Source organism: Coprococcus sp. RTP21281st1_F1_RTP21281_210402 (assembly GCF_040915325.1).
Classification (GTDB): domain Bacteria; phylum Bacillota; class Clostridia; order Lachnospirales; family Lachnospiraceae; genus Coprococcus; species Coprococcus aceti.
Window position 1 is genome coordinate 113,632 of the sequence record NZ_JBCPDQ010000001.1, and the last position, 15,436, is coordinate 129,067.

Annotated in this window: 15 protein-coding genes and 1 tRNA gene; all 16 read right to left on the reverse strand. The window is 43.5% G+C overall.

Translation table 11 applies throughout. From position 1 onward, the window contains the following. Position 1: 1 nt before the first annotated feature. The gene (rnc, locus tag AB5150_RS00620; protein WP_022216448.1) at positions 2-691 is read right to left on the reverse strand and encodes a ribonuclease III; all 690 of its coding nucleotides are present in this window, start codon (positions 689-691) and stop codon (positions 2-4) included. Next, positions 691-1,701, reverse strand: a complete 1,011-nt coding sequence (plsX, locus tag AB5150_RS00625) for a phosphate acyltransferase PlsX (protein WP_022216447.1) — start codon at positions 1,699-1,701, stop codon at positions 691-693. The genes rnc and plsX overlap by 1 nt, the downstream gene beginning before the upstream one ends. Positions 1,702-1,930: 229 nt before the next feature. Then, a complete protein-coding gene (gene rpmF / locus AB5150_RS00630) occupies positions 1,931-2,113 on the reverse strand; it encodes a 50S ribosomal protein L32 (protein ID WP_004850916.1) in 183 nt (60 codons plus the stop codon). 13 nt (positions 2,114-2,126) lie between these two features. Next, positions 2,127-2,642: a DUF177 domain-containing protein gene (locus AB5150_RS00635; RefSeq protein WP_015534953.1), complete on the reverse strand. Its 516-nt coding sequence runs from the start codon at positions 2,640-2,642 to the stop codon at positions 2,127-2,129. A gap of 118 nt (positions 2,643-2,760) precedes the next feature. Further along, on the reverse strand, positions 2,761-3,954 hold the full coding sequence (locus tag AB5150_RS00640; RefSeq protein WP_117548948.1) for an acetate/propionate family kinase: 1,194 nt from the start codon (positions 3,952-3,954) through the stop codon (positions 2,761-2,763). 57 nt (positions 3,955-4,011) lie between these two features. Next, positions 4,012-5,043 carry a phosphate acetyltransferase gene (gene pta, locus AB5150_RS00645; RefSeq protein ID WP_015534954.1) on the reverse strand — a complete coding sequence of 344 codons (1,032 nt, stop codon included), beginning with the start codon at positions 5,041-5,043 and terminating at the stop codon, positions 4,012-4,014. 132 nt (positions 5,044-5,175) lie between these two features. Next, complete coding sequence (gene coaE, locus AB5150_RS00650; RefSeq protein WP_368291039.1) at positions 5,176-5,784, reverse strand: dephospho-CoA kinase; 609 nt, start codon at positions 5,782-5,784, stop codon at positions 5,176-5,178. Continuing rightward, the gene (gene polA, locus AB5150_RS00655) at positions 5,771-8,416 is read right to left on the reverse strand and encodes a DNA polymerase I (protein WP_368291040.1); all 2,646 of its coding nucleotides are present in this window, start codon (positions 8,414-8,416) and stop codon (positions 5,771-5,773) included. The genes coaE and polA overlap by 14 nt, the downstream gene beginning before the upstream one ends. Positions 8,417-8,458: 42 nt before the next feature. Further along, the gene (locus AB5150_RS00660; RefSeq protein WP_022216444.1) at positions 8,459-8,998 is read right to left on the reverse strand and encodes an anti-sigma factor; all 540 of its coding nucleotides are present in this window, start codon (positions 8,996-8,998) and stop codon (positions 8,459-8,461) included. Positions 8,999-9,007: 9 nt separating this feature from the next. After that, a complete protein-coding gene (gene greA, locus AB5150_RS00665) occupies positions 9,008-9,505 on the reverse strand; it encodes a transcription elongation factor GreA (protein WP_015534956.1) in 498 nt (165 codons plus the stop codon). 203 nt (positions 9,506-9,708) lie between these two features. Next, the gene (gene ilvC / locus AB5150_RS00670; protein WP_015534957.1) at positions 9,709-10,734 is read right to left on the reverse strand and encodes a ketol-acid reductoisomerase; all 1,026 of its coding nucleotides are present in this window, start codon (positions 10,732-10,734) and stop codon (positions 9,709-9,711) included. 70 nt (positions 10,735-10,804) lie between these two features. After that, positions 10,805-11,281 carry an acetolactate synthase small subunit gene (gene ilvN, locus AB5150_RS00675; RefSeq protein WP_015534958.1) on the reverse strand — a complete coding sequence of 159 codons (477 nt, stop codon included), beginning with the start codon at positions 11,279-11,281 and terminating at the stop codon, positions 10,805-10,807. A 186-nt stretch (positions 11,282-11,467) separates the two neighbouring features. Beyond that, positions 11,468-13,894 carry a homocysteine S-methyltransferase family protein gene (locus AB5150_RS00680; RefSeq protein ID WP_055272971.1) on the reverse strand — a complete coding sequence of 809 codons (2,427 nt, stop codon included), beginning with the start codon at positions 13,892-13,894 and terminating at the stop codon, positions 11,468-11,470. A gap of 17 nt (positions 13,895-13,911) precedes the next feature. Further along, complete coding sequence (gene rnhA, locus AB5150_RS00685; protein ID WP_022216442.1) at positions 13,912-14,394, reverse strand: ribonuclease HI; 483 nt, start codon at positions 14,392-14,394, stop codon at positions 13,912-13,914. Positions 14,395-14,409: 15 nt separating this feature from the next. Then, positions 14,410-15,225, reverse strand: coding sequence for a purine-nucleoside phosphorylase (locus tag AB5150_RS00690; protein ID WP_368291043.1), 816 nt, complete (start codon positions 15,223-15,225; stop codon positions 14,410-14,412). A 68-nt stretch (positions 15,226-15,293) separates the two neighbouring features. After that, a tRNA-Ser gene (locus AB5150_RS00695) sits at positions 15,294-15,381 on the reverse strand. Between the last annotated feature and the right edge of the window lie 55 nt (positions 15,382-15,436).

A 15,436-nucleotide genomic window follows, 5' to 3' on the forward strand; every position in this document is an offset into this window, starting at 1 on the left:
ATTAATCCTGCTTTTTTCTTAATTGTAACAATGTTTTGTATGCAGCCATCTGTTCGGAGTTTTTTCTGTTTGAACCCTCACCTCTGGCTGTAGCCTGGCCATCTATCATGGCATCCGATACAAATATCTTGTTATGTTCAGGCCCCTTCTCCTCTATGAGCTCATACTTTAATTCTTTTCCATTCTTCTGGCAGAATTCCTGAAGGGTTGACTTTGCATCGTAGAACAATGATTTTGTCTCAACGTCATCCAGCAGGAACTGATGGACAAACTTCTTGGCGACATCCATTCCGCCATCAAGATACATCGCACCGAGAACGGATTCAAAGAGATCACACAGAATGGATTTCCTTGTCCTTCCGCCTGTCTGGGCTTCACCCTTGCTAAGAAGGACAAATTTGCCATATCCAAGACTCTCGGATATCTGTGAAAGAGTAAATTCGCATACAAGACTTGCCCTCAGCTTTGTGAGTTTTCCCTCCTCATATTCTCTCTTCTTGCGGAAGAGATAGTCACTCACAATATACTCAAGGATGGCATCCCCGAGAAACTCAAGTCTCTCATATGACTCAGTTTTATTAACCTTAAGCTCATTTGCAAATGACGTGTGTGTCAGAGCCGTTATCAGAAGTCTTATATCCTTGAATTCGTATCCTATTCTTTTTTCAAGCTCACCATAATCCTTCTTCATTATGCCTGCTCCTCACTCAGCTTTTCAGCAATCTTGGCGTTTACTCCGGTCTCACTGAAGTTGATGCACTGGAATATTGCACTCTTAACTTCTTCGTTGTGTGAGTTGCCGTGGATCTTTACTACGAGTCCCTTAAGTCCAAGAAGAGGTGCTCCACCCTTTGTCTTGGCGTTGAATCTCTCCTTGAGCTCTCCGAGGGAATCCTTTATAAGTGCACCGCCGATCTTTGACTTGAATGAAGACATGACCGCTTTCTTGATCTCTCCAAGCAGCATTTTTGCAAGTCCCTCGTACAGCTTGAGGATAACATTTCCCACAAATGCTTCACATACGATGACATCTGCAGCACCATTTGGAATCTCACGAGCTTCTATACTTCCAACAAAATTGATGTCCTTACATTCCTTGAGCAGTGGGTATGTCTCCTTTACGAGGGCGTTACCCTTCTCCTCCTCGTCACCAATATTGACGATGGCTACTCTTGGCTTCTCGATCTTCTCGATGTTCTCCATATATATGGAACCCATCTTTGCAAACTGAAGCAGATGCTCAGGTCTCGCATCTACATTAGCACCGCAGTCAATAAGAAGTGAATATCCCTTGGTCGTAGGGATGAGTGGTGCCAGAGGTGATCTCTTCACACCTTTGGATCTTCCGACGATAAGCTGTCCTCCTGCAAGGATGGCTCCTGAGCTTCCGGCTGAGATTATTGCGTCAGCCTCTCCACTTTTTACCATATTCATTCCAACTGTAAGTGATGAGTCTTTCTTGCTTCTGATTGCCTGAACAGGTGCATCGTGACATGTGATCTCCTCAGTACAGTTCTTTATCTCTATCTTGGAGGTGTCATATGTGTATTTTGCAAGCTCACCCTTTATGACAGCCTCTTTTCCAGTGAGAATTATATGAGCCTTTGCCCCTTCGTTCACAGCTTCTACAGCACCTCTTATGATCCACTCCGGTGCATAATCTCCGCCCATAGCATCTACTACAATTCTTGTATCGCCCATATCAAAACTCTCCTATCTTACGTGTATTATGGGATATCCCACCATATAATTATTTTTAGGTGCAAACGCACAAGGTCATTATATATTTCTGAATTGTCAAAGTCAAATATTTCAGTACAAATATACAAACCACCATGTATATATGTGCACGAAAAAAGACCTTCCTTATTATAAAAATAAGAAAGGTCTTGTTTATTCTACTACTCAAATACCGAGTGAGAACTGGAAATTACTCAGCAACTGAGATAATCTCTTTCTTGTTGTATGAACCGCAGTTCTTACAAACTCTGTGTGGAACCATTAACTCGCCACACTTGCTGCACTTAACTAATGCTGGTGCAGACATCTTCCAGTTAGCTCTTCTCTTATCTCTTCTAGCCTTTGAGCTCTTATTCTTTGGACAAATTGACATTATTCACACCTCCTCAATTCTTTAAGATGTCATTAAAAACTGATAATCTCGGATCAGGAACAAAATCATCACAGTTACATGTACCATGATTCAGATTCGTTCCACACACCTTACAGAGTCCCTTGCAGTCATCCCTGCACAGAATCTGTATTGGAACTAAACCCATCAGTTCCTTTTTCAACAGTGCGTCCATATCGATATTACAGTCTTCAAAATAGCTTAACTCATCTATCTCATCTACCTTATCAGAATCCAAAACGGAAGTATCAATAACTGTGTCGATATCTATATGGAAAGTTCTCTCAAACTCCTCCAGACATCTGTCACACACAAGCTCCATGACAACATCAGTGCTTCCGGTAACCTTGACTCTGTTCTTGCCGTCATTCGACAGATTCAGTTGAAAATCATCTGCCTGTCCAATCCGGTAGTCCATTCCCTTAAACTGGAAACTATCAAAGTCTACATGTACTTCAACGCTTTTAGTCAATCCCTCAGTGGATAAAATCTCAGATAAATCAATTAACATAATATCTCCTAAAAATCGCACATCTGCTATTATACATATACAGATATTTATTGTCAACAAAATATTGCAAAATTTTTATACAATTCCGTCAACTGAATCCTGTCGTTATACAGAAGACTTATTTTGTAACAAGCTCTACAGTCTCTCTTGCAATGGCAAGCTCCTCGTTTGTAGGAACTACCCATACCTGAACCTTTGAAGCGTCAGTGGAGATCTTCTGCTCTTCGCCGCGGATCTCATTCTTAGTCTCATCTATATCGATACCCATGAATGAAAGATCCATTGTTGAAACTCTTCTTACATATGGATTGTTCTCTCCGATTCCTGCCGTAAACGCTATCGCATCAAGACCTCCCATTGCGGCTGCATATGCTCCAATATATTTCTTGACACTGTAGCAGAATACATCGAGAGCAAGACGGCATCTGTCATTGCCTTCCTTCATGCCGGCGTCAAGATCTCTGAAATCACTTGATACGCCTGAAAGTCCTGATACACCTGACTTCTTATTAAGAATAGTTGTTATCTCCTCAACGCTCTTGCCCTCTTTGCCGGCAATGAACTCAAGAATCGCAGGATCTATATCACCGCTTCTTGTGCCCATAGGAAGACCTGCAAGAGGTGTGAGTCCCATGGAAGTGTCCACTGACTTACCGCCGTCAACTGCTGTGATACTTGATCCGTTTCCAAGGTGACATACGATAAGCTTGGTATCTTTGATATCCCTGCCTATAAGCTCTGCCAGTCTCTTGGATACAAAGCTGTGGCTTGTTCCGTGGAAACCGTATCTTCTTATCTTATAATTCTCGTAATATTCGTAAGGTATTGCATATGTATATGCTTTATCAGGCATGGTCTGGTGGAACGCTGTATCAAATACCGCAACCATAGGAACACCCGGCATATGTGCCTGACATGCTCTGATTCCAATGAGGTTGGCAGGGTTGTGAAGTGGTGCAAGATCATTACACTCTTCTATGGCCGCCATTACTTCGTCTGTTATAACTACTGAATTCGCAAACTTCTCACCGCCGTGAACTATTCTGTGTCCAACAGCATCGATCTCTGACAGTGAAGCGATAGCTCCCTTATCTGTATCAAGAAGAGCGTCAAGAACAAATTTTACAGCAGCATTGTGATCCGGCATAGCGGCATCCACTGTATACTTATCCTTACCCATGGTCTGATGTGTGAGCTTTCCGTCGATACCGATCCTCTCACACAGTCCTTTTGCTATAACAGCCTCTGTATCAGAATCAATAAGCTGATACTTCAGTGATGAACTACCACAATTAATTACAAGAACCTTCATTTCAATCCTCCTGCACAACTTATGTGTAAATAAATCATCTTTAAAAATTATCTTTTACTATCTCTCTTTTGGAGTTACCTTCATTCTGCCGTCCTCCTGAGCCTGAGCCTGGATAGCTGTTATGGCAACAACTCCAACTATATCGTCTGCAACACAGCCTCTTGACAGGTCGTTTACAGGCTTTGCAATACCCTGTGTAACAGGACCATATGCATCAGCCTTTGCGAGTCTCTGTACAAGCTTGTATCCGATGTTCGCTGCATCAAGATCAGGGAACACAAGAACATTCGCTTGTCCTGCAACCTTGCTTCCAGGTGCCTTTGATGCTGCAACCTCAGGAACGAGTGCTGCATCTGACTGAAGCTCACCATCACACAGAAGGTCAGGGAACTCAGCGTTAACGATCTCTGTAGCTTCAATAACCTTGTCAACGTCAGGATGCTTTGCGCTTCCCTTTGTTGAATGTGACAGCATAGCCACAACAGGTGTCTCATCAACCAGAAGTTCAAATGACTTCGCTGACTGCTCTGCGATATCTGCAAGCTCTGACGCTGACGGGCTCTGATTGAGTCCTGCATCTGCAAATACAAATGTTCCGTTGGCACCATACTGACAATCTGGAACTACAACCAGGAAGAATGCTGATACGATTCTTGTTCCCGGAGCAGTCTTCAGTGTCTGAAGTGCTGCACGGAGCACATCTGCTGATGCGTTGATCGCACCGGCAACCATACCGTCTGCATCATCCTGCTTAACCATCATACATCCAAAATATAATGGGTTTGTTAAAAGCAGTTCCTTGGCTCTTGCCTCGGTCATGCCCTTCTTTCTTCTCATCTCTACAAAAGCATCCACGTATTCATCAAATTTCTCATAATTCTTAGGGTCAACAAATGATGCTCCGCTGAGATCGATATCACCAGCTCTGCTCATGATATCTTCCTTGTCTCCAACCAGGATAATGTTCGCAATGCCCTCTGCCAATACCTTGCCGGCTGCCTCGATTGTTCTCATGTCTGATGTCTCAGGCAGTACGATCGTTTTCTTATTCTGTTTGGCTTTTTCTTTTAACTGATCAATAAACTTCATGTTTATTTCCCCCTTTGAAATAATGAAAACACACATAGTTAAAGTTTAACTCATTGCCCCATTATTCTCAATAGAAATAGCCAAAAAAATTGTCTTTTTATCCGTACAATCCGTGATAATAACTAAAAAAATCTAACACTCAATTCCCATCGCCAGCTTAAGCTGGTTTCTCAATTTTTCTAAATTACCTGAATTGTCTATCTTTTTTGAACAATTTTCCTCATAATAGCTGTCAGGATCCTGCGAAGCGATGACTTTTCTTGCTTTTTCATCGGTAAATCCGCGATAAGCACACAAACGTTCAATTCGTTTTGAAACGTCTGCATAGACATACCACATCTCATCGCAGATGTCCAAATACCCATCCTGGATAAGCAGTGCAGCTTCAAGAACGTATAGTCTGCATCCTGACTTTTTCTGCTCCTCCATGGATTCAAGAATGGCCTTTTTTACATTTGGGTGGGTTATGGAATTGAGGATATCGAGCTGCTTCTGATTGCTGAAAACGACCGCTGAAAGCTTTGCTCTGTCGATTCTGCTGTCTTCATCAAGAATATCTCTTCCAAAGTGTTCCACTATGTCATTGTATGATATCTGTCCCGGTTCCATGAGTCTGTGAGCCAGGGCGTCGGCCTCCATAATGAATGCTCCGTAGTCTCGCTGCATTATATCAAGCACAGCAGTTTTTCCAGAACCAATACCACCAGTTATTCCTATGATCTTCATATTATTTTGCCTCATACCAGTTATTTCCTGATGCAACACCCACCTCAAGAGGTACGGTCATATCTGCGGCATGCATCATCTCATCAACGAGAAGCTTCTTCACTATGTCCACTTCATCCTCGGCAGCTTCTATAAGAAGCTCATCGTGTATCTGCAGGATAAGCTGTGACTTCAGTCCGAGCTCCTTGAGCTTCATATTAACTCTCACCATGGCGATCTTGATTATGTCCGCAGCGGTTCCCTGTATAGGCGAATTCATGGCAACCCTCTCGCCAAAACTCCTCTGCATAAAGTTGGATGACTTCAGCTCAGGGATAGGCCTGATCCTTCCGAACATGGTCGTCACATAGCCTTTTTCCTTTGCGTGGGCTACCTGTTCATCCAAATACGCTTTTATACTCTTATAGGTGTCGTAATACTTTGCAATGAAATCTGAAGCCTCTTTTCTGGATATACCCAAATCCTCACTCAGACCAAATGCGCTGATTCCGTACACGATTCCGAAGTTGACAGCCTTTGCATGCCGTCTCTGGAGAGGTGTCACTTCACCAATCGGAACCTCAAACACCTCAGATGCCGTAGTGGCATGAATATCCACGTTATTCAGAAAGGCATTCTTCATAACCTCATCTCCCGACAGATGGGCAAGTACACGAAGCTCTACCTGTGAGTAATCGGCATCTACAAATATATATCCCTCCTTAGGGATAAATGCCTTTCTGATAAGTCTTCCGAGTTCCAGCTTCATAGGTATATTCTGAAGGTTAGGCTCTGTTGAGCTTATTCTTCCGGTTGCCGTGATAGTCTGGTTAAAGGTTCCGTGAATACGTCCGTCATCCGATATATAGTTCACAAGTCCCACTGCGTATGTGGAATTGAGTTTTGTGAGCTGTCTGTATTCCAGAATATCTCCGATGATAGGATGTTCGTTTTTGACCTTTTCAAGTACATCCACACTTGTTGAGTAGCCCGTCTTGGTCTTTTTGCCGCCCGGTATGCCCATATCTTCAAAAAGGATAGGTCCAAGCTGCTTCGGAGAATTGATATTGAACTCTTTTCCTGCGTAACCGATTATCGAATCGTGAAGCTCCTGAATCCTCTTCTCAAGCTTTTTGCTGTATTCCTCAAGCTCTGCCTTATCGACTCTTATTCCGCGTTTTTCCATGTCGTATAAGGTGTAAACGGTAGGGAGCTCAACCTTATTGTACAATTCGAGCATGCCTTCTTTGGCAAGCTTATCCATGACGATATCCTTTGCAAGGAGCGGAACGACCGCCTTGTACGAAAATACTTCAAGGAAATTATCACTTATAAATGTAAATATATTCAATTCATCTTTGCCGATGAGTTCCTTCTCAGAAGGAAGTATGTTGCCAAGATATTCCTTTGCGACATCATCATAATCGTATGAATCCTCCATCGGATTGAGGAGATATGCTGCCACTCCTATATCAAGTACATTTGTGTCACATTCATGAAAATCTACATATTTCAGCGCGCTCTTAAGATCCTCCATGCATATGATGATTCCGGCATTCTTCAGATCGTATATGAATTTGACTGCCTCATCAGGATCTATACCCGATGAACAGTTTATCACATACACATTCTTTGAATCACAGGCAATGGCTATGCCGAGCATCATGTCATCACTGTGGGCAACGTATACACCGACAGCTTCTGATTTCTTTGCAGCATCCTCAATATAAGCAAAGTCGGCTGTAGAATTTACCACTGTTATATCCGGTTTCAGTTCACTTACAGTCTGCTGGTTGTCAAACTTCTTTAAGAGACTCTTGAATTCCAGTCTTTTGAAAATGTTGTATGAATTGTCATTAAACGCATTCTCATATGTGGTATCCTCAAGCTTGAAATCCAGTTCACAGTCAAGTTTGATCGCCGCAAGCTCTCTGGACATTATTGCCTGTTCTGAGAACTCCGCAAGATTTTTCTGGGCTTTAGGAGGCTTGATCTCGTCTATATGTTCAAGAGCTCCTGCCACAGATCCCCACTGCTGAATGATCTTTGAGGCGGTCTTTTCACCTATTCCAGGAACCCCTGGGATGTTATCTGACGTATCTCCCATAAGTCCCTTCATATCTATAAACTGGACTGGTGTAACTCCGTAGAGATCCTTCACATCGTCTGCGTAATAGTTCTCTATCGTGGTTCCGCCTGCTTTTGTCTTCGGAATACGGACGAGGATATTGTCTGTTGCAAGCTGAAGAAGATCCCTGTCACCCGATACTATCACGACTTTGTATCCGGCAGAATCTGCAACTCTTGACAATGTTCCTATAATGTCATCAGCCTCATAACCACCCTTCTCAACTATGGTGACGTTCATCGCTGTCAAGACTTCTTTTATGAGTGGTACCTGCTCCCGCAGTTCATCCGGCATAGGCTTTCTTGTGCCCTTATACTCTTTGTACACAAGATGTCTGAATGTAGGCTGTTTAACGTCAAATGCCACGCATACTTTTGTCGGATTCTCTTCGTCGATTATCTTGAATATAATATTAAGAAAACCGAGGACAGCATTCGTGTGAAGTCCCTCATAGTTGGTGAGATCCGGAAGCCCGTAAAAAGCTCTGTTAAGTATGCTGTGTCCATCTATTATCAATATCTTTTTACCTGTATCTGGCATGAAAACCTCCTCTTATTTACCGCTCGCCATAGAGTATTCTGACTATTCGATACCCTTATGATTTGCATTATATTTTTTGATATTCTGCATAAATTCCGTACTTTCATCCCTGACTTTGTTTTGTTCTTCGTAATATCTGTCGATATCACTGAGATCATAGCGGGAATCGTCCAAAAGTCTTGAGCCAAAGAATTCAGCATAATAGTATTCAGGTTGCTCACTGAGTTTGGAATTCTGTTCATAGTTGTAGACCTTGTCAAGAGCACCGCTGTACAACCATATAAGTCCGGCAACAACGGCTGCAATTCCGACCAGTATCGTGGAATTTGCTATTCTCTTTACCGTGGTAAGTCTGTTCATCTCTTCCTCAAGATGCTTATCCAGGGCATTCTTAAAATCTGTAGATATATTATCAGACTCGTCCAGTTGTTTCATACCAACTATAAGCGTGTAATAGATATCCAGCTCTTCATAGCAGTTTTTGCATGATCTGACATGCTTAATAAACTCTCTGAGTTCATCGTCAGGGAGTTTATTCTCAATAAACGCCATTATCTTTGACTGTGCTTCCAAACAATTCATATGATCCACCTAGTTAATCTCAAATGATCCATCATCCTGTGTGTTTTCAATCTTTCTTATGACTAGATAATACGGTTCACCTTTCTCTGGAACGACCTGGACTCTGTCGCCAACCTTGTGTCCCATGATCGCCCTGCCTATAGGTGATACGTTGCTCACCCTTCCGTCAAGCACATCAGCACGAACGCTTGTGACAACTCTGTATGTTTCCTCCTCGTCGTCATCCTCAAAATAAACGGTTACCGTGTTATCAATTCCAACCTCATCGTCTGCTGAAGTATCATCTATTATATCTGCAGTCCTGACAAGCCTGTCCAGATATCTGATCCTTCGCTCATTGGCATTCTTGTCTTTCTTTGCTGCATAATATTCGAAATTCTCACTGAGATCCCCCTGAGCTCTGGCCTCCTTTACGGCTTCAAGCTTCTCCTTCCTGACTACACATTTTCTATATTCGATCTCCTGTTCCATCTTTTCGATGTCTTTTTTTGTAAGCTGCTTACCCATATCGATACGCCTCCAAATCTAACGCAATACTTTATATATACTATCACAAAATCCATTCAAAGTAAAATGAGGTGTTGCTGCACTGGTTATCATAGCGGCTGCCTGTATCCAGTGCGGATACGGTCCTCAAAAAAAATACCCGGCAACCACTGCATGCAGTAATTACCGGGTAAAGTGTATACGTTTAAATATATAACCAGAAATTAGTTGTTGATAAGCTTGTCTGACTCGTTGTTCCAGCTATAAAGTGCTCTGATCTGCTCTCCAACCTTCTCTGATGGATGCTCTGAAGCAAGCTTTCTCATAGCCTTGAAGTGAACCTGACGTCCTGCTGGTGACATGTCAAGGAGGAACTCCTTAGCAAATGAACCATCCTGGATGTCCTTAAGGATCTGCTTCATAGCCTTCTTTGTCTCTGCTGTAACGATCTTAGGACCTGTTATATAGTCACCGTACTCTGCTGTGTTAGAGATTGAATATCTCATTCCAGCGAATCCTGACTGGTAGATAAGGTCTACGATAAGCTTCATCTCATGGATACACTCGAAGTATGCGTTTCTTGGATCATAACCAGCCTCGCAAAGTGTCTCGAAACCAGCCTGCATAAGTGCACAAACACCACCACAAAGGACTGCCTGCTCACCGAAGAGGTCTGTCTCTGTCTCTGTTCTGAATGTTGTCTCAAGAACGCCGGCTCTTGCTCCACCGATTGCAAGTGCATATGCAAGTGCAAGGTCAAGTGCCTTACCTGTAGCATCCTGCTCTACAGCAACAAGACAAGGTGTACCCTTTCCTGCCTGGTACTCTGAACGTACTGTGTGTCCAGGTGCCTTTGGAGCGATCATTGTTACGTCAACATCCTTTGGTGGCTTGATACAACCGAAGTGAATGTTGAAACCATGAGCGAACATAAGCATGTTACCTGGCTCAAGGTTTGGCTCGATATCCTTCTTGTACATATCTGCCTGTAACTCATCGTTGATAAGAATCATAATTATATCAGCCTGCTTTGCAGCCTCAGCGGCTGTGTATACCTTAAATCCCTGTGCCTCAGCCTTAGCCCATGACTTGCTTCCCTCGTAAAGACCGATGATGACATTGCATCCTGACTCCTTAGCGTTGAGGGCATGTGCATGACCCTGACTACCATATCCTATGATTGCGATTGTCTTTCCATCAAGTAATGAAAGATTGCAATCCTGCTGATAATAAATCTTTGCTTCTGCCATTTCTTTAATCCTCCTAAATATGTATAAAATGACTTATATATTAACTACCACTTGGATAATTAAAAACGTATTAACCTCTGATGAGACCTGTGAGACCTGTGCGTACAAGCTCAACTATCTCATGTCCATCGAGCAGTCTGAGGAACGCCTCACACTTGGTTGTTGTTCCCGTAAGTTCTATAATAACCGAATCTTTGGAAACGTCAACTATATTCGCTCTGAAAATATCTGCAACCGAGATAATATCCTTTCTCTCGGACGGATTCGCTTTAACCTTGACAAGAACGAGCTCTCTGCATACAGACTTGCCAGGCTCAAGCTCCACTATATCCACTACATCCTCAAGCTTGTTGAGCTGTTTCTTGATCTGGATAAGGCTGGCTTCATCGCCGCTAACTGCAACAGTCATTCTGGAATAAGCGGGATTCTCAGTCTCTCCTACTGTCACACTGTCAATGTTATAACCTCTTCTACTGAACAGTCCTGACACTCTGCTCAAAACTCCCGATGTGTTGTCAACAAGCAGTGACAAAACAATATTACCCATCTATATGTACCACCTTTCAACTCGTCTCTTTAAAATGTACTAAATTATTATAGTTATAAACCACTTTAATGTCAATTTATAACGTGAATTTTGTAATTATTTTTATCTGTTATTTCTGATAATTTTTGTTGTGTATTTACAAATACCCCAAAACTTATAGTGAGATATCCGGATTTTTCCAAATATTTACTCTATGCCCAGAAGATTCTTGACTACAACCACGCAGTTTGCCGCATCCTCGGAATATCCATCCGCACCGATCTCCTCGGCGTAGCTCTCGGTTATAACTGCACCGCCTATAACAACTTTACTGTCCAGGCCATTCTCCTTCACAGCTTCAACAACATCCTTCATCTTGACCATGGTGGTTGTCATGAGGGCTGACAGTCCGATTATGCTGGCGTTATTATCCTTTGCCGCTTGTATTATCACATCACAAGGAACATCCTTGCCGAGATCTATAACATTAAATCCATAGTTCCTGAGCATAAGAACCACGAGGTTCTTACCTATATCATGTATATCGCCCTCAACTGTCGCCACGACTATGGTAGGCATATCAGAGCTGTCCTTGTCCTTCAGAACAAGTGGACTTATAACACCTATCGCCATCTCCATGGTCTCAGCACTTGATATGAGCTGTGGCAGGAAATATTTTTTCTTCTCGAAGAGTCGTCCAACCTCATTTATCGCACCTATCAGATCGTTATCTATGATGGACTGGGGATCAGCTCCGCTGTCAAGCACAGCGTGTACATCGTCAAGTATTGATCTCTTATTTCCCTTGAGAACATCTATGTATATCTGGCTTTTTCCCTCCAGATCAGATCCTGCTTTGCCGCCGGATGCACCTGCTCCCGGTGAGGCAAGCTCAAGAGGTTTGACATTCTCAATATAACGGACATCGCTCTCCTCCTTGAAAAGCAGCATATCAGAAGCAAATGCAGCATTCATGAGCATGGTCTGGGAAGGATTTGCTATAGCCATCGTAAGTCCACGAGAGATAGCCATGGTGAGGAATGCTGTATTTACAAACATTCTCTCAGGAAGTCCAAATGAAATGTTGGACAGACCACAGATGGTTGCAAGTCCGTTGTTATAACAGTAGTTTATGGTTTTCAGGCAGTTGATGGCAGCGTCCTTCTGGGCACCGACCGTTGCAACAAGTCCGTCCACAACCACATCATTCTTCGTAAATCCCATCTCATACGCAGTGCCAAGCACCGTGTTGATTATGTCCTCCTTCTCCTGTGGACTCTCCGGAAGCCCCTTATCCGACAGAGGAAGAAGAATAAACATAGCTCCGTACTTCTTTACAAGAGGCAGTATCTCTTCCATCTTCACCTTCTCAAGGGATACTGAATTGACAAGCGCACGTCCCGGATAGATACGAAGTGCCGCCTCAAGTACCTCTGGTGAGCTGGAATCAAGGCATAACGGAAGGTTTACAGCCTGCGATACCTGATATACTACCTTAAGCATCATATCTCTCTCATCGATACCATTCATACCGACATTGATATCAAGTATTGAAGCGCCTTTATCTACCTGCTCTTCGGCCATATTCATGACAAGCTCAAGAGATCCCTCCCTGAGCTCAGCCTGAAGCTTCTTCTTTCCAGTCGGGTTGATTCTCTCTCCAACAACCTTAAACGGAGCATCCAGATCTATTATGAGAGATGAACGCTCAGATGATATACATCTGACATGCTCTGAACTTATCTCAGGAACAGGCATCTTGGAAGCCATATCAGCAAGAGCCTTTATGTGTTCAGGTCTCGTACCGCAACAGCCACCAACCATTCCGGCCCCGGCCTCGATTATCATCTTCATATCTTCAGCAAATTCCTCAGGGGTCATCCGATATACGCTTTTATCATTTACAAGCTCCGGCATTCCGGCGTTCGGCTTTGCAAATACAGGGATAAATGCGATGCTCTTCATCTGTCTAACAAGCTCGACCATCTTATCAGGGCCTGTGGAACAGTTTACACCTATAGCTGCCACTCCAAGATTCTGAAGAACATTTACTGCTGTCACAGGATCGGTTCCATACAGGGTACGTCCATCCTCGTTGAATGTAAGGCTGGCGATTATAGGGAGATCTGACACTTCATTTGCCGCAATAACCGCAGCTCTGGTCTCAGCGAGGCTCATCATGGTCTCGACCACAAGCAGGTCACAACCACTCTCGTCTATGACCTTTATCTGTTCCTTATATACGTCGACCAGCTCTTCAAACTTCAGTTTTCCCATAGGATAGAGCATCTCTCCGGTCATGGTGATATCGCCCGCCACGAGGCCATGACCTGCAGCCTTGACCGCTTCCTTAGACAATTCTACAAGTCTTCTGTTCATGTCCTCAAGGTCATCGGCAAGCCCATACTCGTTGAGTTTTATCCTGTTACATGTAAAGGTTGGAGCATACAGAATATCTGTGCCGGCGTTCAGATATGCAACCTGGAGGTCAAACATTATCTGTGGATGTTCAAGTATCCATTTCTCGGGGCACACGCCAAGAGGCATGCCTGCATTCATAAGATTTGTTCCTGTGGCTCCATCAAGTATAAGTATCTTATCATCAAACAGTTTTCTGAAATCTGCCTTTTTCATGTCTTATCTCCTCGTACTCAGGCCTGATCCAGACCTTCATCAGTTATTTTTCCATCGCCGTCTGCGGCTGCTGTTGCCAGCATGTCACATCTCTCATTTCCAGGGTTGCCGGCATGACCTTTGACCCACAGGAATTCCACGTTGTGTGGTGCTTTTGCTGCAAGCAGACGTTCCCACAGATCCCGGTTTTTGACCGGTTCATTCTTGCCGCGCTTCCAGCCTTTTTTGATCCAGCCCTCTATCCAGTGCTGGTTAAATGCGTTGCACAGATACTGTGAATCTGAATACAATTTCACATTACATGGCTTTATAAGAGCCTCAAGCCCGACTATCGCCGCCATAAGCTCCATTCTATTGTTTGTTGTCTTTATATATCCCTGGCTGTATTCTCTCTCATGAAGCTGTCCCTTTGCATCGATAAACTGAAGAACAGCACCATATCCACCAGGTCCATTTGGATTGCCTCTGGCAGATCCATCAGTGTACAATATTACATCCATATATGATCTCCATAATTATATTTTCTGTATAAATGAGTCTATGATACGAACAAGTCTTCCTGACGCTTCATCGCCCGCCGCAATGATCTCCTCGTGCGAAAGCTCTCCGCCGAGGCCTGCAGCTTTGTTGCATATTGAGGAAAGACCTGCGACACGCATTCCCATATGTCTTGCAGCTATGGCTTCACATACAGTGCTCATTCCAACTGCATCTGCCCCCATTCCCGCAAACATTCTTATCTCTGCAGGAGTCTCATACTGAGGACCGGTGACCTGAATATATACACCCGACCTGAAATCAATATCATTTTCAGCAAATGCTTCTCTGATATAGCTATTCAGCTCCACATCGTAGACATGTGTCATATCGGGAAATCTCACACCCAATTTATTATAGTAACTGCAAATGAGTGGCGATGGTACAAATGTTGAAATGTGATCACTTATCATCATGATATCGCCCGGCTCAAGCTTCTCAGATATTCCGCCTGCAGCATTTGTGAGCAGAAGTTTATCTACACCAAGCAGACCTATGACACGGACAGGCATGACAACCTGGCTCATATCGTATCCTTCATAATAATGGACCCGTCCCTGCATGATAAGGACCTTTTTCCCGTGGATACATCCGTATACGAAGCGGCCTCTGTGTCCTGCTACTGTAGATACAGGAAAATGTGGAATATCTCCGTAATCCACATACACAGGGTTCTCAATAACGTCCGCCATATGTCCCAGACCACTGCCCAGGATAAAGGCTATATCAGGAACATCTCCTATCGCATGTCTCAAATACGAGACAGCCTCCGTCAACTGATCGTATGTTACCAAATCATCACCCCCATAATACAAAACAAGGTCAGGATATTATTCCTGACCAGGATCTATATAAGTTATAACGGAGACGGAGGGATTTGAACCCTCGCGCCGGTTGCCCGACCTACCGCATTTCGAGTGCGGACCCTTCAACCTCTTGGGTACGTCTCCAATTACACTTTAATAATAGCAGATGACAGGCATTCCGTCATATACTATATTAAAC